This is a genomic window from Pediococcus sp. AC40 (assembly GCF_030252485.1).
In the GTDB taxonomy this organism is placed as follows: domain Bacteria; phylum Bacillota; class Bacilli; order Lactobacillales; family Lactobacillaceae; genus Pediococcus; species Pediococcus acidilactici.
The window spans coordinates 1,564,676-1,584,802 of the sequence record NZ_CP127012.1 but is presented as its reverse complement, the minus strand read 5'-3'; the positions used below and the strand labels follow the sequence as shown (position 1 = coordinate 1,584,802).

Here is a 20,127-nt window from a genome sequence, read left to right as displayed (position 1 = left end):
TTCTTGGGAAGCTTTTTAATTTTAGAACGAAATTAATTGTTACTTCGAGAAGTATTGAAGGTGCTTTCTAAATGAAGGATAATAAGGATAGTTGCAGTGGGGGTGAGTTTTTATGGAATTTAAAGATGACAAAGCTCAACACGGTTTGAGATTTTTGGAAGCGACGGTTTTAAATTTAGTAATCACGGCGGTTGAATTCGGGGGCGGATTGCTCTCCGGCAGTTTAGCGCTCTTGTCCGATGCGATTCACAACTTGGGCGACAGTGCCTCAATCGTAATGGCTTACGTGGCTAGTCGGATTAGTCAGCGAAATTCTAATCAGTCTAAGACTTATGGCTACCGGCGGGCAGAAATTTTATCGTCGTACTTTAACGCAATTTTTTTGTTAGTAATGTCAGCCCTGTTAATTTGGGAAGCAATTCGGCGATTCGCTCATCCGCACCCGGTTAACGGCGGATTAATGTTAGTTGTAGCGGTAGTTGGTTTGTTAGCCAATGGTTTTTCAGCGTGGTTGCTACATAGCGGTTCGCACAATAACTTAAACCTAAAGGCGACCTATTTGCACATTTTAAGTGATGCATTTGCCTCTGGGGGAGTTATTTTAGGTGCGTTAATTATAAAAATATTCCACGTGGTTTGGGCGGACCCGTTGATGACCATTGTGGTTTCCGTCTACATTGCTTACAAGACGATTCCAATTATCATCGAAGCGACTAATATTTTAATGGAGGCGGGACCACGGTTGGACTATCGCGCGGTCAAAGCAACGGTGCTAAGCGTTCCAGGAGTGGTTAATATTCATCACGTACACACTTGGATGATTGACGAACACAGGATTATGCTAACCGCACACATTGCTTTAGAGGATCAAGAACTCAGCGAAGTTGAACCAATTTACCAAAAGATTAGAAAATTGCTAAAGGATAAGTACAATATCGAACACGCAACTTTGCAAGCTGAAGTTGATCGGGGCAAGGAATATCAGATTTTTACGACTAATAAAGACGACGTTTAGCGAGTGATAATTGATAGCGTTTTAATTTTTTTGAAAGAAATTAAGGATATTGCTGTTTTTTTTGAGAAGGGCATGCTATACTATAGATGTGCTTTTGGTTAGGTGCTTTTGGTCAGATTGTTTTATTGTGAACTATCCCCATTACTACCGGCTCAAGCTACAAATTTTAAAACAGCCATGCATCATGGTTTTACAGGAGGATGTTCATAATGGAACAAGGTACAGTTAAATGGTTTAACGCAGACAAAGGTTTTGGTTTTATTACTCGCGAAGATGGTAGTGACGTATTCGTTCACTTCTCAGCTATCCAAAGCGACGGCTTCAAAACTCTTGAAGAAGGCCAATCAGTTAGCTTCGATGTTGAAGAAAGCGACCGCGGACCTCAAGCCGTAAACGTTGAAAAAAACTAATTTAAAAAATTACTGAAAAAGCAGGGTGCTTCGGCACGCTGCTTTTTTTGTGTAATTTGGCGAAGAAAATTACGTTATAAAAATAAAATCATTAACGAATCGCTGGCTTATTCGGTATAATGAAGAAGTTAAAGCGGAGGTGCGGTGGATGCGTGATTTAAAAAAAGTAATTAAGACTTGTCTGCTTGCTGGACGAATAATGATTGAAAATGGCTCCGAAATGTCGCGAGCCGAGGATACCATGAAACGGATTGCGATTAATTCAGGAATTGATGATTTACAATTATTCGGTACAATTACCGGCTTGATTGTTTCGGTTCCGAACTCGTTAACTTCCCAGGTGGAACAAATTACGCGGCGAGCCTTTGATCTAGAGAAGGTTTCTGCGGTCAATTCCTTTTCACGAGAATACGCGGCAAAACAAATCACCCTAGACGAGTTTTATGAAAAGTTAAGCACGTTGGATGAAGCAACACCGTTTTTCCCGTTTTGGCTGCAGGTGTTGGGTGCTGCACTGGTAAGTGGTCCCCTCATGGTAGCCTTTTCGGGGAATTTGGTAGATTTGGGGGTCACCATGTTGGTGGGAGCCCTCGGGTACACCGTCTTTTACCTGAGTAACCGTCTTTTGAACGTTAAGTACATAAGCGAGTTTTTTGCCTCGATCGTAATCGGTATTTTAGCGGTCTTAATCGTTCGAATGGGCTGGGGGCAATCGTTAGATGATATTATCATCGGCTCAGTCATGCCCCTTGTTCCCGGAGTGCCACTGACTAACGCGGTCCGAGATATTTTAAACGGCCATTTAGTTAGTGGGCCAGCACGCGGTGTGGAGGCCCTGTTATCCGCATGCGCGATTGGCTTTGGGATTGCGTTCGTATTTCGGTTCATATGATGTGATGGAGGAAGATTGATGCAGTTATTATTGGAATTTGTGATGGCGGGGATTGCCACGGTTGGGTTTGGGATTATTATTAACATCCCGCACCGGGCGTTGTTAACTGCTGGAATAATTGGTGGAATCTCTTGGGGAATCTACTGGGAAATGTTGCAATTTCACTTAGGGCTCGCATTAAGCTCCTTAACGGCCACGACGGTGATTGCCTTACTAAGTTTATTTGCGGCCCGGCGGTTGAAAATGCCAATGATTGTTTTCAGTATTCCCGGGATTGTGCCCCTGGTCCCCGGCGGACAGGCTTACCAAATGATTCGTAACTTTGCGTTGTCCAATACGCGGCTTGCCACTCATTTTATGTTGGAAGTGGGGGTAATTGCGGGGTCAATCGGGATCGGCTTTTTGATGGCTGAGTTCATTGACCGCTTGCAACGTAAATTAGTAGTGCGTTTCAAAAAGGTCCGGGAAAATAAATAAGGGCTACCAATAAACAAAGAATAAATGAAATTGAAAAACGCCTCGCAAGGGTTGTGATACTCTTGTGGGGCGTTTTAATTTTGGAAGCTTCGCAGTTTAAACAGAATCAATGTCGAATTTTAAATTCTGCTTTGCAGATGTTCAAGTCAAACGAAGTCGTTTTAATTGGGTATTTATTGCTTAATAGCCTTGATATCCCGTAGTTGCTCCTGTCCCTGTACTAGGCGTAGTGGGGGTAGGAGTTGCTTGGTTGTTAGGATCATTGTAGTTTGAAGAAGTACTGCTATTATCATCAGCACCAGATGTTGCATCATTTTCCTCAACTTCGCCGGTATACATGCTACTGATTCCAGTCGTACCGGTAGTTTTGTGTGGTAAATCAAGCGCATTGCGAATGAAGTTAGTAACGCGCTGTCGTTCTTTTTGCGGAACGTATTCATAAGAACCGCCATTAATGGTGATTCCTTCACCTTGTAAATGGGTTGATTTCAAATGGTGGGTAGCAACCCGATAGTTACTTGAAAGGGCTAGCAACTCATTAAAGGTTAAATCAGTTTTAGTTTGTTTTTGCAGAGAATTTAAGAAGTTTTGGTTGAGCAACGCGGTGATCGAATCGCTCTTTCTTAAGATGGCCATCAAAACTTGGCGCTGCCGAGTTTGCCTTCCGTAATCTCCTTTAGGATCATCGTAACGCATCCGGGAGTAATCAAGGGCAGCTTTACCATCAAGATGGATTTTAACACCCTTCTTAACGTCGGCGTTGCCATACTTAAAGGTTAGCTTAGGGGTGACGTCAATCCCGCCTACACCGTCGACAATCTTTTCTAGTCCACCCATGTTGATTAACCCGTAGTAGTCAATTGGAACGTTTAACAATTTTTGAACCGCTCGAATGGCCGTTCCGGCTCCGCCAAAATCGTAGGCAGAATTAATTTTGGATGGTGAATAACTGGAATATCCCGGAATCGACATTACGGTATCCCGGGGAATGCTAGTCAAAGTCATCTTCTTCTTTTTGGGATTTAACGTAGCGACGATCATTGTGTCAGTGCGACCACGATAATTCCGGCCTAGCGCCCCAGTATCGGTACCCAGTAATAGGATGGAAATCGGCTTGCCGTGTTTTAGTTCGCTGGAAACGTCCCGTGCCTTTTGAATGCGAGCACTATCAAAAATTGAATCGACCGCATTTTTAGCGGTATACCATTTTTTGACCCCGAAAACAATCAACAGGAGGGCGATAACGGCACAAACAACCCAGCGCCAAGGATGCCACTTCTTAGGCGGACGGGGATTGCGTTGCCGTTTTTGCCGGCTGCCACTGGTTGGGTTATTTTGCTCATCGGCGTTAGAATCATTTTCCTCCGGCACCGAATTAAACTGGTTGCCGCTAAATCGGCTTAAATTGGAATTACGTGAGTCTTCACTCATACAAGTTTCCTCCACAATGTTAAAAATCAATTACTAATATAATACCAAATTTATTTGGTGGTTTGATTGAATTAACTAAAGTTTAATATTTAGTGTATAAAAAGTAGTTTTTTATGCTTTTAAGGAATAAAGGTCTATTTTCTTTATTAATGGAAAATAAGCTCTGTTATAGTTCGCGTAAAAAAGCTAATGCATTAGCAATCCAATCGGCAATGCGAGAATCTTGGTGACGCTCGTCGTAAGCCGTAGTTTCGTCAGCTAACGCCATTCCGTGAGGACCGTGGTGGTAAAGGTGTAATTCGGTGGGCACTTGATGAGCTTGGAGCGCTAAGAAGTAGTCCACGGCATTTTTTGAAGAAACTAACTGGTCGTCAGTGGTGGCCCAAATGAAAGTTGGAGCATTGTCGGCGGTTACGTGTTGGTCAGCAGCAATCTCATCGGGATTGTTAGTCCACTGCGCCAAAGTAGGTTGGTCAGGGAAGCCATCAAATGGGGTAATTACTGGGTAACCTAAAATAGTAGCGGCGGGCTTTAAATCTTCTGCAGATAAGTGGGTTTGGGCTTGTAACCAGTCTGAAGACCATAAATTGTTGTAATTAGCGACTACGTGTCCACCGACGGAAAAGCCCATCAACATGACTTTTTGGCGATCAACGTGCCATTGTGCGGCGTTTTGTTTAGTAGTGGCGATTGCTTGCGCAGTTTCCAATAGGGGAGCCGGGAAGAGCGGTTGAACTTCGTCGACAAAAGAGTACCGTAAGATGGAAACTTGAAAACCAAGTGACAAAAAGCGTAGCGCAACTTTTTCGGATTGCTTAAAATCAATGTGAGTATAAGAGCCTCCCGGTACAAAAATTAGCGCAGGGTTAAGCGCGTTGGTAAGGCTGGGATCAACGTAGGAAATTAACTCTGCTTGAGATTGAGGATTTACCTGGTTAAGTGGTGTTTTAATTATTTGCATAAGATCGACTCCTTTTAAGTAGTAAAATATATTCACATAGATTATCTATAGACTATCTTAAATCTTTTTGAGTCATACGAAAAATAATTTGGGAGAAATAAATGAAATTTAAACTACGATACTTTGCAACGAGTGACTTTGCAGATTATCAAGTACTGATGAATAACGAAAAACTCGCGCGACTAGCGGGAATGCAAGTTTTAAAAACGGAATTAGAGCAGTGGCTAGCTTTTAAAGGGATGGTAGGCAGCCCGAATTTTCTAGCGATTGTTAACGAGGAAAACCGGTTGAGCGGGGGAATCTTTATTTTTCAACAGGCGGAAGAAGCCGTTTTTGAATTAGGATATTTACTGGCTGAAGAGTATTGGAACCAAGGAATTATGTCGCGGGCAGTCCATTTTGCGTTGAAGAGTTTAAGGAATCGGCAATCGACAACGATGAGTACCGTAAAAGTTCAGGCCAACGTTTTAACGGATAACCAGGCCTCTCAGCGGGTTTTAGAAAAGAATGGGTTTATTCGCCAACCGGGAGTGTTTGAAAATGTATCCGGGTATGACGGCCGCGTCCGGAAAGAATATTTATACGAATTGAACCTTAAGCTTGCATAATTAATCAAGTTTGCTATAATTTGAATCACATCGAAAGAAGAGGTCGCCTCAATGATGAGTAACCCTGGTAAGATGATTAAGCATCTGGGACCCAGGGAGAAAGGTAACGAGGCCGAAATGACTGCAGACTTAATTCTGCACGATTTGGGACTTGGTTGAATAAGCCAAGGACTGTCGCAATTACGGTTGCGGAGCGCTATCTACGATTTGACTAACGATTTTAAACGGTCTTTTTGTGTAAGTGCGCGCAAAAAGGCTTTTTATTTTGTTCTGGGATAATCACAGCGCCTCTTTTAATTTTTAGGAGGTTCTCTATTATGGCACAGTTACAAAAGCAGGCGAGCGGCAATCACGTCCAGCGGGCGCTGAAGACTCGTCACATCTCAATGATTTCACTAGGCGGCAGTATCGGGACCGGCCTGTTCGTCGCTAGTGGTTTAGCAATTTCTCAAGCCGGCCCGGGTGGTGCCCTACTAGCATACGTCGGGATGGGAATTATGGTGTACTTCTTGATGACTAGTTTAGGCGAAATGGCGACCTACATGCCAGTTTCGGGATCGTTTGCTACGTACGCTTCTAAGTACGTCGATCCCGCCTTTGGGTTTGCAATGGGGTGGAACTACTGGTTCAACTGGGCGATTACGGTCGCCGTGGATATTAGTACGATTGCGCTGATTATGAAATTCTGGTTACCTAACGTTCCGGGATGGATTTGGAGTTTGATTGCGTTAGCGCTAGTAGTCCTGATTAATGCGTTGACCGTTAAAGCGTTCGGGGAAACCGAGTACTGGTTAGCCTTAATTAAGGTGGTTACCGTCTTTGTTTTCTTGGCAGTCGGAACCCTTACCATTTTCGGGATTATGGGTGGCCACGCAACTTACTTAGAAAACTTTGTATACCGGAAGGCACCGTTTGTTGGGGGAATTCCAGCAATCTTAAGCGTCTTCGTCGTTGCCGGATTCTCTTTCCAAGGAACCGAGTTAATCGGGATTACGGCTGGGGAATCAGAAACTCCGGAAAGCAGCGTTCCTAAGGCAATCAACCAGGTTTTCTGGCGGATTTTATTATTCTACATTTTGGCGATTTTCGTAATTGCCTGTCTCTTACCGTATACTAGTCCAGATTTGCTAGGAACTTCGGCAAGCGACGTTTCAATTAGTCCGTTTACCCTTGTATTTCGACGGGCTGGTTTAGCAGGTGCAGCGGGGGTAATGAACGCCATTATCCTTACATCGGTGCTTTCTTCGGCTAACTCGGGGATGTACGCATCTTCACGGATGTTGTTCTCGTTGGCAAAGCAAGGTTATGCAGCTAAAATTTTCGGTCGGACGACCAAGCGAGGCATTCCTTATGTAGCCCTAATTGGAACCACCGTGGTGGGCTTATTAACCTTTATTACCAGTATTATGGGAACCAAGATTTATGCTTGGTTAGTTGCGGCTAGCGGATTGACCGGCTTCATCGCCTGGATGGGGATTGCCGTATCCCATTGGCGGTTCCGACGCGCATTCGTCAAGCAAAACCATGATCTAAGCGAATTGAAGTATCGGGCAAAGTGGTTCCCGTTTGGACCGTTGTTTGCCTTTGTGTTAAGTATTGTGGTTATCTTAGGACAGGACATTAATTCCTTAATCAACCTTAACTGGCAGGCGATTGGGATTACCTACATGTCGGTTCCGCTGTTTATAGTGCTTTTTGCATATTACAAAATTAAGTATAAGACCAAATTAATTCCATTAGAGGAGATCGACTTAAGTCGGCCGAATATCACGAAAAAGTGATTTTTTCAAGATGTTGTTTTGCTTTCGTTTGGTGGTACAATATGTGGTGCTATTAAATGAAAAAGGGGTATCTTAAATGATTGCTTTATCAGGTCCAATCGGCGCCGGCAAGACGTCACTGACGGAATTATTAACCCAGCATTGGGGTAGCGATGCTTATTATGAATCGGTAGATGACAACAAAATTTTGCCGCTTTTCTATAAGGATCCAAAACGTTACGCATTTTTATTACAGATTTATTTTCTAAATAAACGGCTAGATAGCATCAAGCAAGCTAATGACGGTTTTAGAAGCGTGATGGATCGCTCAATTTATGAGGATTCGTTACTCTTCCATCTAAACGCTGATTTAGGACGGGCAACTGAAACCGAAGTCAAGATTTACGATTCGTTGTTGAGCAACATGATGCAAGAATTACCACGGCTTTCATACAAGAAAAACCCGGACCTTTTGATTCATATTGATATTTCGTTTGATACCATGTTAAAACGGATTAAAAAGCGCGGTCGTTCATACGAACAGATTGAAAACGACCCGTCCTTATACGATTACTATAAGGAATTAAATCGGCGTTACGTATCGTGGTTTGAAAACTACGATCAAAGCCCTAAGATTAGAATTGATGGCGATAAGTATGACTTTGTGGAAGAACCTAGCGCACGTCAACAAGTTATCCAATTAGTTGAAGAAAAGATTTCGCAAATTTAATTGCAGAAGTTGCATCTTTTTTGTATAATACGGTTAACAAATAAATAGTTCAGTTGTTAACAAGGCGTTTTAAGTAGGTTTTTAGAGAGGTCCGGATGGTGGAAAGGACTAACCGAAACTCCGGCGCTGATTAAACAAATGGGTAATGCCATTCGGTGATTCCGTTACCATCATGAAAGTGCGCCAGTGATGGTGAACTTGGGTGGTACCGCGAAAAGAGCCTCTTCGTCCCAATTGGGAGGGAGGCTCTTTTTATTTTGATTTTAGTAAGGAGGAATTTGCATGTTAGATTTAAAGATGATTCGTAACCATACTGATGAAGTTAAAGAAAAGTTAGCTACCCGTGGGGTTCAGCCAGAAACGATTGACCAGTTATTGGCAAAGGATAACCAACGCCGGGAGTTGATTGTAAAGAGCGAAAGCTTAAAGAAAGTTCGTAATGACGTTTCGGACCAAATTTCCCAGATGAAACGTAACCACGAAGATGCTAACGAACCAATTCAAAAAATGCGGAAAGTTAGCCAAGAAATTAAAGAACTCGATGAGCAATTAGAAAAAGTTGCTGCGGAAGTAGAAGACCAAGCGGCCCACTTGCCTAACTTACCACATCCTGACGTACCGGTAAGTTTAACTGAAGAAGGCAGCGTTGAATTACGTAAATTTGGCACCCCTCGGAAGTTTGATTTCAAGCCCAAAGCCCATTGGGAAATTGGCGAAGCTTTGGGAATTTTAGACTTTGAACGGGCTGCTAAGGTTGCTGGTAGTCGGTTTGTTTACTACGTTGGCGATGGTGCGCGTCTCGAACGTGCAGTTTACAATTTCTTCTTAGATCAAAACGTGGCGGCCGGATTTACCGAAGAAATCACGCCTTACATGGTTAACGATGCCTCGATGTATGGAACTGGCCAATTTCCTAAGTTTAAGGAAACGCACGCTGGTTATGAAATTAAAGATGAACAACTAACCTTAATTCCGACGGCGGAAGTGCCATTAGTTAACTTCTACCGGGATGAAATTTTAGATGAAGACCAGTTGCCAATTAACGTAACTGCACTTTCACCAGCCTTTCGTTCGGAAGCAGGGAGCGCCGGACGGGACACCCGTGGTTTAATCCGGATGCACCAATTTAATAAGGTAGAAATGGTCAAGATCACAAAACCAGAAGATTCTTGGCAAGAATTAGAAAAGCTTACGCACCACGCCGAAACCCTCTTACAAAAGCTAGGGTTGCCATACCACGTAATTACGTTGACGACCGGGGACATGAGCTTTACGGCTGCAATGACTCACGACTTAGAAGTATGGATTCCAGCGCAAAATAAATACCGCGAAATTTCAAGTTGTTCGAACACCACTGATTTTCAAGCGCGTCGTGCTCAGATCCGGTATCGCGATGAAAATGGTAAGTTACAGTATGTCCACACGTTAAATGGTTCGGGACTTGCTGTTGGCCGGACGGTAGCCGCAATTTTGGAAAACTACCAAAATGAAGATGGTACGGTTACCGTTCCAGACGTTTTGGTACCATATATGCAAGGAACCAAGGTAATTGGTAAAAATTAATAATTTAGGTTAAAAATAACGGCAGGGCTTGGTGTTTTATCCAAGATGCTTATAAATAAGGATTAATCTTTTATTGCAGAAGGTTAATCCTTATTTTTTTGACCATTTTACGTGCCGATGTAGTGGGCGATCATCCGTAGCAAACGTTTTAATTTAGTGTTTCGAAAAAAAGTTTAAAAAAGTGATTGACAACTAATGGTTTAATCCGTATTATATATAAATGTGTTCACGAGGTTTATGGAGGATTAGCTCAGTTGGGAGAGCATCTGCCTTACAAGCAGGAGGTCACAGGTTCGAGCCCTGTATCCTCCATTGAGATTATTCTCAGTGGTTTTAAATGTTACATGCGGGCGTGGCGGAATTGGCAGACGCGCAAGATTTAGGTTCTTGTATCGAAAGGTGTGGGGGTTCGAATCCCTTCGCCCGCATAGGGATTAAGCCGACTTAGCTCAGTTGGCAGAGCATCTGTCTTGTAAACAGAGGGTCGGAGGTTCGAATCCTCTAGTCGGCATTTTGCGGAAGTAGTTCAGTGGTAGAACATCACCTTGCCATGGTGGGGGTCGCGGGTTCGAATCCCGTCTTCCGCTTTAACTTAATAATTATGCACCCATAGCGCAACTGGATAGAGTGTCTGACTACGAATCAGAAGGTTGCAGGTTCGACTCCTGCTGGGTGCATCCTTGAAACGTCAATCGGTGGATCGGCGTTTTTTTGTGCCCTGAACCAACGTGACGAGAGATTCGGGTTATTTTGAAATTGTCTAATTGGCAAAGTGCGCCATTGTGAAAAACAGCGATTGCGAAAATTAAATTTTGTGATATACTTTTTAAGTGTTGGAAGGCTCTTGCGAGTATTCTTAACAATTGATTATTTGCACCCATAGCGCAACTGGATAGAGTGTCTGACTACGAATCAGAAGGTTGTAGGTTCGAGTCCTACTGGGTGCATTGATTAAGCATTGGTCAGCATGGCTGAGTAGTGCTTTTTCATTTTTAAGCTTCTAAATACGAAGTTGCTCGGGAAATAGCTCAGCTTGGTAGAGCACCACGTTCGGGACGTGGGGGTCGCAGGTTCAAATCCTGTTTTCCCGATTTATCGATTAAGCGAATAAAGTGAGTATTTGACCATATTGGTCACTACCCAAGCCACCGAAATAAAAAGCGTTTTTCAAGAAATTTAAGTTCTTGAAAGATGCTTTTTTATTTTTGAACCTGAGCGGAATTTTCCAGCACCCGTTACAGAATTAGTTATAGTAAGTGATTATTTATGTGATGAATTTACTTAGGGAAAAAACCGAAACGCGATGCTTAAAATCCACGGTATTCGTTAGCGCAGGCAAAAATGTTGACATAAAGTAAGTATAGTTGTAAGTTATTATTTGTAAACGATTACAACATTACAAATATAAAATCGAGGTAAGTTTAGATGAGTGAAAAGACTGTACCAGCAAGTGTCGCAATGTTAAGAGTCCTTCAGGCTTGGGATATTAAACGTGTTTTTGGATATCCAGGTGGTTCGTTTAATTCAACAATGAACGCTTTAGACCTAGAAAAGGATCGAATTCAATATGTGCAAGTCCGCCATGAACAAGTTGGTGCCCTCGCTGCCGCTGCTGAAGCAAAGCTAACGGGCAAGATTGGAGTTGCCTTTGGTTCAGCAGGTCCCGGAGCTGTTAACATGTTGAATGGTTTATATGACGCTAAGGAAGACCATACTCCCGTGTTGGCACTAGTTGGGCAAGTACCTCATAGCAACATGAATTACGATTTCTTCCAGGAATTTCCTGAAGTTCCAATGTTCCAGGACGTGGCCGTTTATGACCGTTGCGTAATGACCCCGGAAAGCCTTCCATACGTGGTTGATAAGGCTATTCGGGCAGCATACAAAAACCGCGGGCCAGCGGTAGTGGTAATTCCTAATGATTTCGGTTACGTTCAAATTCCGGACGTAAATTATGCTTCGACTGCGTTATTAGAAAAACAAACTCCTAAACAAACACCAACTGACGAAGAAGTAGATCAATTCTTGAAGATGGTTCGCGAAGCTAAGCGGCCAGTCTTCCACGTGGGTTCCGGAATTAAGGACCATCAAGAACTCTTGAAGAAAGTTGCTGAAAAATTACAAATCCCCGTAACGATTACTGGTCTAGCAAAGGGTAAGGTTGACGACGATTGGGAAGGTAACCTGGGTACCACTAACCGGGCAGCATCCAAGGCGGCTGACGAAGCCTTTGCAACTGCTGACTTAGTGATTGCGCTCGGCGCTGACTTTCCGTTTGCCAACCTAGTTTACCGGACTCATGATTTTAAGTTTGTTCAAATTGATAACGACGAATCTCAATTTGGGCGCCATCATTTCTTGGACTTAGGAATCTGGGCTGATTCGGGCAAGTTCTTGGAAAAAGTTTTGGAACGTTCCGAAGCTGTTGAAAATCGGCCATTCTACCAAGCAACGGTTGCCGACATGCAAGATTGGAAAGCATACTTGAATAAGTTAATGAAGAAGGCGGACGGTCCGCTATCTTACGAACAAATTTATCGGGAAATTAACCGAATTGCGGATAAAGATGCGGTCTTTGGCATTGATACTGGTGACAACATCATCAACTCCTTCCGCTTCCTTGACTTGAAGGGCGACAAACAGTGGACGATTTCTGCATTATTTGCCACGATGGGATACGGAATTCCGGCTGCAATCGCAGCAAAACTTGCATATCCAGACCGGCAAGTATTTAGTATTTCAGGAGATGGGGCAGCTTCAATGGTAATTCACGACTTGTTGACCGAAGTGAAATACCACTTGCCAATTATTAACATCATCACTTCTAACCAAACCCTTAACTTTATTAAGTCAGAACAAGATGATATTCAAATGAATCATTCTGGAATTGATCTTGAAGACGCTGACTATGCCAAAATTGCGGAAGCAATGGGTGCAAAGGGAATTACAATTAGAACCTTAGATGAATTACCAGCGGCCTTTGATAAGGCGTTAGAATATCAAAAAGCTGGCGAACCAGTAGTAATTGACGCTAAAATTACCGACCAACGGGGATTGCCTGTTGAAGAATTGGAATTCGACAATCAAGCGGCAAACTTCACCGAAAAGATCTCGGCTGCTTATCAAGCAACCCACGGTGAAAAGTCAGTCAGTGATTTCTTTAGCGACTACGATGGATCCGAATTGAAGCCGCTAACGGATTACTTTGCTAAGTTTGGTGTGGAAAAATAGTTTACTAAGCTTGCATTTTAAACTCATTTAAAATAAGATAGAAACCTTCAGAAAAGAAGTGGAAGCGGAATTTAATTAAATTCTAAACGCCACTTCTTTTTGTGCTCTTAGCCCAAGAACGGAAAAATATCGTGAAACCGGTTAATACCGATAATTTTGAACAATATCTTTTACAATTGCCGACCAGTTTCGTATAATAATAGTCAATATTAGTCAAAGTAGGGAGAGGTGGTCGTTATGCAAGGACAGAATATTTCGGATATAATCGAGCGATACTTGAAAGAAATTTTAGCTGATTCGGAGGAAGTTGAGATTCGGCGTTCTGAAATTGCGGATCAGTTTGACGTAGTACCATCCCAAATTAACTACGTAATTAAAACCCGGTTTACCATCCAAAACGGTTATTTAGTTGAAAGTAAGCGCGGCGGCGGTGGCTATATCCGGATTGAAAAAGTTAAATTGCTAGATGATATTGACGTATTAGATTCGTTGATCCAGGTGATTGGCGATTCAATTAATGAACGAGACGCAATTTCTATTTTAAGCAGTTTATATGAAGATGCGGTTTTAAGTAAGCGGGAAGCTAATCTACTAGCTGCAACAATTGCCAAGAGTACCTTAAACATTGGTGATCGGAAACTAGAAGACCAGATTCGCGCAAAAATCATTATCGGAGTTTTAAATCACCTTCGATATGAGTAACGAGTTTAGAGAAAGACAGGTGGACAATGGAAAATTTATTTACTCCTAGCGCACGCAACGTGTTAATTATTGCTCAAGAGCAAGCCAAACGGTTTAAACATCCCGCGGTGGGAACGGAGCATTTACTATTAGCACTAACGATTGAAAACAACGGCGTTGCCCACAGTGTGTTAGAACAATTTAATGTCACCGAAATTGATGTAATTGAAGAAATTGAGCAGTTTACGGGTTACGGCAACTTACGCTTAACCAAAAATGATTACTTGCCATATTCGCCAAAGGCTAAAGAGATTTTAGCGAATGCGGGAGACCAAGCGCGGCAATTAAAAGCTGCTAAGATTGGTACAGAACACATTCTATTAGCGCTGATTCAAGATGAGACCATCTTATCTTCACGAGTTCTGTTAGCGTTGGATACTGACGTTGCGGACGTCCGTAAAGTAACGTTACGTAAGCTGGGGGTTAACCCAGCAACCCAAAGTCGGCGTGCTAAGCAACGGGCGACGACAACGAAGGGAACTCCAACATTGGATTCGGTTGCCCGGGATTTAACTGCCATGGCGGAAGCCGGCAAAATTGACCCAATGATCGGGCGAGAAAACGAACTCCGACGGGTTATTCAAATTTTGAGTCGGCGAACCAAGAACAACCCGGTATTGATTGGGGAACCTGGAGTTGGTAAAACGGCGATTGCGGAAGGTCTCGCACAACGAATCATTACCGATGACGTGCCTGAAGATATGAAAAACAAACGCTTGATGATGCTTGAAATGGGTGCGTTGGTTGCGGGAACCAAGTACCGGGGCGAATTTGAAGACCGCTTGAAGAAGGTTATCGAAGAAATTCGCCAAGATGGCAAAGTTATCCTATTTATTGACGAATTACACACCTTAATCGGGGCTGGTGGTGCGGAAGGTGCCATTGATGCTTCCAACATCTTGAAACCGGCGTTAGCGCGTGGCGAACTACAAACCATCGGGGCGACAACCCTAAATGAATATCAAAAATATATTGAAGCGGATGCAGCTTTAGAACGCCGGTTTGCTAAGGTAGAAGTTGATGAACCTACCCAAGCGGAAGCAGTCCAAATTTTACAAGGAATTCGGCCAAAATATGAAGAACACCATAAAGTTCGGATTACTGATGAAGCAATTCAACAGGCGGTAAACTTGTCGGCTCGTTACATTTCCGACCGGTTCCTTCCTGATAAGGCGATTGATTTAATTGACGAAGCAGCCGCTAAGATTCGAATCGACGCTGCCGAAAAGCAGAGTAAACGAGAAACTGACGAAGATAAGTTAGCCCGGTTGAAGACAGATAAGGAAGCCGCCATTGACCGCCAAGACTTTGAAACCGCGGCCGAAATTCGGAAAAAGGAAATGAAACTGCGGAAAAAGGTCGAACGAGCAGCTGCCCGGCAAGCAGAAGCGGAACAGCCGGTTGAATATAAGTTACAAGAAACTGGTGAAGACGTTGCTCAAATTGTTTCCGATTGGACCGGGGTGCCGGTTACTCAAATGAAGCAATCTGAATCGGAACGGTTGGTTAACTTAGAAAAAATCTTGCACGAACACGTAATTGGGCAAGACGAGGCCGTTTCTTCAGTAGCTCGGGCAATCCGACGGGCCCGGTCCGGATTGAAAAATCCTAAACGACCAATTGGTTCATTTATGTTCCTTGGCCCAACTGGGGTAGGGAAGACGGAGCTGGCGAAGACCCTTGCTAACGTAATGTTTGGTTCAGAAGATAACATGATCCGGATTGACATGTCGGAATACATGGAACGTTTTAGCACCAGCCGGTTAGTAGGTTCGGCTCCTGGATATGTTGGCTATGACGAAGGTGGCCAACTGACCGAACAAGTTCGGCGCAAGCCATACTCGGTAGTCTTATTTGATGAAGTTGAAAAGGCCCATCCGGACGTGTTTAATTTGTTGCTCCAAGTCTTCGATGATGGATTCTTGACCGATTCGAAGGGTCGCCGGGTCGACTTTAGAAATACGATCATCATTATGACTTCTAATTTAGGGGCGACGGCGTTGCGGGATGAAAAATCAGTCGGTTTTGGAGCCCAAAACATGGCTGATGATTACCAAGCAATGGCCGCAAAGGTTAAGGAAGTCTTGAAGCAAAGTTTCCGACCAGAATTCTTAAACCGGATTGACGAAACGATTGTCTTCCATTCCTTAACCAAGCCAGAGTTGCATCAAATTGTAAAATTGATGTCGAAGGATATTATTCGGCGGATGAGTGCGCAAGGAATTAACATGAAGTTCACTCCAGCCGCAATTGACGTGGTAGCCGAAGCCGGGTTTGATCCTGAATACGGTGCTCGCCCAATTCGTCGAGCACTTCAAACACAAGTAGAAGATCAACTTAGTGAAATGTTGCTTGCTGGGCAAGTTAAGGTAGGCGACGACGTGACGATCGGGGCCCGCAACCACAAAATCACTTTTAAAGTGAAGGATGCTAAACCGGTAAGCAGTACAAGTAAATAAATGATTTGACAAAGCTTTTAAAAGAGCATAGAATATAATCTGTATGTTAAAGCTGGGTTAAATGAAACAGTGCGATCTATTGTCCGCAGTGTTTTAGAAAAAAAGCAAAAATAGTTTCTTGAATTAGGAACTGTTTTTGGTTTTTTTTTGCTAAAAAACAGGTGCTGGATCAATTTGTAATCAAACTGTAACATTTAACTTGTCTTAGAAATTGGAGAGGTGAATAACTTGGCAGGACATTTAGTTAAGTATGGTAAACATCGTACGCGCCGGAGCTATGCACGAATTAAAGAAGTACTCGATTTACCAAACTTAATCGAGATTCAAACGGATTCGTACCAATGGTTCTTAGACGAAGGTCTTCGGGAAATGTTCAACGACATTATGCCGATTGAAGATTTTGCCGGTAAATTGTCACTTGAGTTCGTTGACTATCAGTTGTTAGAACCAAAGTATACCGTTGATGAAGCTCGTGAACATGAAGCAAATTACTCTGCGCCATTGCACGTTACGTTGCAGTTGACTAACCATGAAACGGGTGAAATCAAGTCTCAAGACGTCTTCTTTGGTGACTTCCCATTAATGACGGAACAAGGAACTTTCATTATTAATGGTGCTGAACGGGTTATTGTTTCACAATTGGTTCGTTCACCAGGGGTTTATTACAACTTAGACGTTGACAAAAATAATCGTAATATTTGGGGCGCAACGGTAATTCCTAACCGGGGTGCTTGGTTAGAATATGAAACTGATGCTAAGGAAGTTTCTTACGTTCGTATCGACCGGACTCGGAAGATCCCAATGACGGAATTAGTTCGGGCACTTGGTTTTGGTTCTGACGAAGAAATCATTGATATCTTTGGTGGGTCAGACAGTTTAGACTTTACCCTTGATAAAGATGTGCATAAAAATCCGGAAGATTCGCGAGTTGCGGAATCCTTAAAGGACATTTATGAACGCCTTCGTCCTGGTGAACCTAAAACTGCGGACAGTTCGCGGAGCTTATTGACTGCGCGCTTCTTTGATCCAAAGCGTTACGATATGGCACCAGTTGGTCGTTACAAAGTTAACAAGAAGTTAAGCTTGAAGACCCGCTTGCTAGGTCAAACCCTCGCTGAAACCCTTGCTGACCCAGATACAGGGGAAGTATTGGCTCAAAAGGGTGACGTTGTTGACAAAGACGTAATGAAGAAGTTGGCACCTTACCTTGATCGTCAAGATTTCAAGATGGTTACTTACCAACCTTCTGATGAAGCGGTAGTTCCAGAACCAATGACGATTCAAGTAATTAAGATTCAAGACCCTAACGATCCTGAACGTGAATTAAAGATGATCGGTAATGGGAACATTGATTTGAAGCTCAAGCACATTACTCCTGCCGATATTATTGCTTCAATTAACTACTTCTTCCTATTGCAACAAGGAATTGGTAGCACTGATGATATTGATCACTTGGGTAATCGTCGGATTCGTTCAGTTGGTGAATTGTTACAAAACCAATTCCGAATTGGTTTAGCTCGGATGGAACGAGTTGTTCGCGAACGGATGTCAATCCAAGATGCCGAAACCGTTACGCCACAACAATTAATCAATATTCGTCCAGTAGTGGCAGCAACTAAAGAATTCTTTGGTTCTTCACAATTGTCACAGTTCATGGATCAAACCAACCCGCTTGGCGAATTGTCGCATAAGCGTCGTCTTTCAGCTCTTGGACCAGGTGGTTTGACTCGTGACCGTGCTGGATACGAAGTCCGGGACGTTCACTATACTCACTATGGTCGGATGTGCCCAATTGAAACTCCCGAAGGTCCTAATATCGGATTGATCAATAACTTGGCTTCTTACGGAAAGATTAACCGTTACGGCTTTATTGAAACACCATACCGCCGGGTTTCTTGGAAAGATCACAAGGTAACCGACCGGATCGATTACTTGACTGCTGACGAAGAAGACCAATTCGTTATCGCCCAAGCGAACTCGCCGCTAAATGACGATGGTTCCTTCGTTGATGACGTAGTTATGGCTCGTCATGAAAGTGACAACATTGAAACCAGCATTGAAAACGTCGACTACATGGACGTTTCACCTAAGCAAGTAGTTGCGGTTGCGACGGCATGTATTCCTTTCTTGGAAAACGATGACTCTAACCGTGCTTTGATGGGTGCGAACATGCAGCGTCAGGCGGTTCCTTTGCTTGACCCTCACGCACCATTGATTGGTACTGGTATTGAATATAAAGCTGCACACGACTCAGGAGTTGCTTTGTTATGTCAACATCCTGGGGTTGTTGAATACGTTGACGCTCGTGAAATTCGGGTTCGTCGTGATGACGGTGCACTAGACACTTACAAATTGATGAAGTTCCGCCGTTCTAACGGTGGTAAGAACTACAACCAACGTCCAATTGTGCGGGTTAACGACAAGGTTGACGCCGACGATGTATTGGCTGATGGTCCATCAATGGAATTAGGTGAATTAGCGCTCGGTCAAAACCCATTGATTGCCTTCATGACGTGGCAAGGTTATAACTTCGAAGATGCGATTGCGATTAACGAACGCTTGGTTCGCGACGACGTTTATACTTCTATTCATATTGAAGAATATGAATCAGAAGCGCGTGACACGAAGTTAGGACCGGAAGAAATGACCCGTGAAATTCCAAACGTTGGTGAAGATGCATTGCGTAACCTTGACCAAGACGGAATTGTGCGGATTGGTGCTGAAGTCCAAGATGGCGACATCTTAGTTGGTAAAGTTACTCCTAAAGGGGTGACAGAACTTTCCGCTGAAGAACGGTTGTTACACGCTATCTTTGGTGAAAAGGCTCGTGAAGTTCGCGATACATCACTCCGTGTGCCACATGGTGGCGGCGGTATCGTCCAAGACGTGAAGATCTTCACTCGGGAAAATGGTGATGAACTTTCTCCTGGCGTTAACATGATGGTTCGAGTTTACATTGCTCAAAAACGTAAGCTTCAAGTTGGGGATAAGATGGCCGGCCGTCATGGTAACAAGGGTACCGTTTCGGTAGTTATTCCAGAAGAAGATATGCCATACATGCCAGATGGTACTCCAATCGACATTATGCTTAGTCCAATGGGTGTGCCTTCCCGTATGAATATCGGACAAGTTTTGGAATTGCATTTGGGAATGGCAGCTCGGAACCTAGGAATTCACATGACTACACCTGTTTTTGATGGTGCTCGTGACGAAGACATTTGGGAAGCCGTTGCCGAAGCTGGTATGGACTCCGATGCGAAGTCTGTATTGTACGATGGCCGAACAGGTGAACCGTTTGAACAACGGGTTGCGGTTGGTGTCATGCACTACATGAAGCTCGCCCACATGGTTGACGATAAGATTCATGCTCGTTCTATTGGACCTTACTCATTAGTTACGCAACAACCACTTGGTGGTAAAGCACAATTTGGTGGACAGCGTTTTGGTGAAATGGAAGTTTGGGCCCTTGAAGCTTATGGTGCAGCTTACACATTGCAAGAAATCTTAACTTACAAGTCTGATGATATTGTGGGACGGGTTAAGACTTATGAAGCAATCGTGAAGGGTGAATCAATTCCTCGTCCTGGCGTACCGGAATCATTCCGCGTGTTGGTTAAGGAATTGCAAGCTTTAGGACTAGACATGAAGGTTCTTGGAGAAGATAAGCAAGAGGTTGAACTTCGTGATATGGACGAAGATGATGATGAAGTTGTCAACGTTGATGCTCTAAGCAAGTATGCCGAAAAGCAAAAGGCGGCTAATGCTAACGAAGCTGACTCGTCAACAACGGAATCTACTCCTGTGGAAACTGAAAACAACCAAAATTAATTTTTATAAAAGAAAGAGGAG

At 43.4% G+C, this 20,127-nt stretch carries 14 protein-coding genes, 7 tRNA genes and 1 riboswitch; of the genes, 19 read left to right on the top strand and 2 right to left on the bottom strand.

Annotated elements, in window-relative coordinates; all coding sequences use genetic code 11:
• The first annotated feature begins 112 nt into the window (after positions 1–112).
• The 4 genes from NL111_RS07850 (at position 113) to NL111_RS07835 (ending at position 2,794) form a co-directional block, all read left to right on the top strand.
• Entirely contained in the window at positions 113–1,015 is a 903-nt protein-coding gene (locus NL111_RS07850) for a cation diffusion facilitator family transporter (RefSeq protein ID WP_004166105.1), read from the top strand.
• 209 nt (positions 1,016–1,224) lie between these two features.
• Positions 1,225–1,425: a cold-shock protein gene (locus NL111_RS07845; protein ID WP_002832300.1), complete on the top strand. Its 201-nt coding sequence runs from the start codon at positions 1,225–1,227 to the stop codon at positions 1,423–1,425.
• Between the two features lie 148 nt (positions 1,426–1,573).
• Positions 1,574–2,317, top strand: coding sequence for a threonine/serine exporter family protein (locus tag NL111_RS07840; protein ID WP_004166103.1), 744 nt, complete (start codon positions 1,574–1,576; stop codon positions 2,315–2,317).
• Positions 2,318–2,335: 18 nt separating this feature from the next.
• Positions 2,336–2,794, top strand: coding sequence for a threonine/serine exporter family protein (locus NL111_RS07835; RefSeq protein WP_002832298.1), 459 nt, complete (start codon positions 2,336–2,338; stop codon positions 2,792–2,794).
• Positions 2,795–2,974: 180 nt separating this feature from the next.
• Here NL111_RS07835 and NL111_RS07830 read toward each other — a convergent pair whose 3' ends face one another.
• Positions 2,975–4,225: an LCP family protein gene (locus NL111_RS07830; protein ID WP_128688503.1), complete on the bottom strand. Its 1,251-nt coding sequence runs from the start codon at positions 4,223–4,225 to the stop codon at positions 2,975–2,977.
• Between the two features lie 166 nt (positions 4,226–4,391).
• Entirely contained in the window at positions 4,392–5,186 is a 795-nt protein-coding gene (locus tag NL111_RS07825; protein ID WP_024862975.1) for a lp_1002 family arylesterase, read from the bottom strand.
• Between the two features lie 101 nt (positions 5,187–5,287).
• On the opposite strand from NL111_RS07825, the gene NL111_RS07820 reads away from it, so the two are divergent.
• The 15 genes from NL111_RS07820 to rpoB all read left to right on the top strand — a co-directional run bounded on the left by NL111_RS07820 (position 5,288) and on the right by rpoB (position 20,106).
• On the top strand, positions 5,288–5,794 hold the full coding sequence (locus NL111_RS07820) for a GNAT family N-acetyltransferase (RefSeq protein ID WP_024862976.1): 507 nt from the start codon (positions 5,288–5,290) through the stop codon (positions 5,792–5,794).
• Positions 5,795–5,823: 29 nt separating this feature from the next.
• A riboswitch (Lysine riboswitch) is annotated at positions 5,824–6,001 on the top strand.
• A 110-nt stretch (positions 6,002–6,111) separates the two neighbouring features.
• Entirely contained in the window at positions 6,112–7,575 is a 1,464-nt protein-coding gene (locus NL111_RS07815; RefSeq protein WP_002832292.1) for an amino acid permease, read from the top strand.
• Positions 7,576–7,651: 76 nt separating this feature from the next.
• Positions 7,652–8,284, top strand: a complete 633-nt coding sequence (locus NL111_RS07810; protein WP_002832291.1) for a deoxynucleoside kinase — start codon at positions 7,652–7,654, stop codon at positions 8,282–8,284.
• Positions 8,285–8,566: 282 nt separating this feature from the next.
• Positions 8,567–9,847 (top strand): serine--tRNA ligase, encoded by a 1,281-nt coding sequence (gene serS / locus NL111_RS07805; RefSeq protein ID WP_024862977.1) that lies wholly within the window; start codon positions 8,567–8,569, stop codon positions 9,845–9,847.
• A 239-nt stretch (positions 9,848–10,086) separates the two neighbouring features.
• Positions 10,087–10,159 (top strand) — tRNA-Val (locus tag NL111_RS07800).
• 34 nt (positions 10,160–10,193) lie between these two features.
• Positions 10,194–10,275 (top strand) — tRNA-Leu (locus NL111_RS07795).
• 10 nt (positions 10,276–10,285) lie between these two features.
• A tRNA-Thr gene (locus NL111_RS07790) sits at positions 10,286–10,358 on the top strand.
• A 4-nt stretch (positions 10,359–10,362) separates the two neighbouring features.
• Positions 10,363–10,434 (top strand) — tRNA-Gly (locus NL111_RS07785).
• Positions 10,435–10,450: 16 nt separating this feature from the next.
• Positions 10,451–10,524: transfer RNA gene (locus NL111_RS07780), tRNA-Arg, on the top strand.
• Between the two features lie 196 nt (positions 10,525–10,720).
• Positions 10,721–10,794: transfer RNA gene (locus NL111_RS07775), tRNA-Arg, on the top strand.
• 70 nt (positions 10,795–10,864) lie between these two features.
• Positions 10,865–10,938, top strand: a tRNA-Pro gene (locus tag NL111_RS07770).
• 334 nt (positions 10,939–11,272) lie between these two features.
• Positions 11,273–13,078, top strand: coding sequence for a pyruvate oxidase (spxB, locus tag NL111_RS07765; protein WP_243909925.1), 1,806 nt, complete (start codon positions 11,273–11,275; stop codon positions 13,076–13,078).
• Between the two features lie 237 nt (positions 13,079–13,315).
• Positions 13,316–13,780 (top strand): CtsR family transcriptional regulator, encoded by a 465-nt coding sequence (locus NL111_RS07760; protein ID WP_128688501.1) that lies wholly within the window; start codon positions 13,316–13,318, stop codon positions 13,778–13,780.
• Positions 13,781–13,806: 26 nt separating this feature from the next.
• Positions 13,807–16,278, top strand: a complete 2,472-nt coding sequence (locus tag NL111_RS07755; protein WP_285110119.1) for an ATP-dependent Clp protease ATP-binding subunit — start codon at positions 13,807–13,809, stop codon at positions 16,276–16,278.
• A 228-nt stretch (positions 16,279–16,506) separates the two neighbouring features.
• Positions 16,507–20,106, top strand: a complete 3,600-nt coding sequence (rpoB, locus tag NL111_RS07750; RefSeq protein ID WP_285110118.1) for a DNA-directed RNA polymerase subunit beta — start codon at positions 16,507–16,509, stop codon at positions 20,104–20,106.
• Positions 20,107–20,127 lie beyond the last annotated feature (21 nt).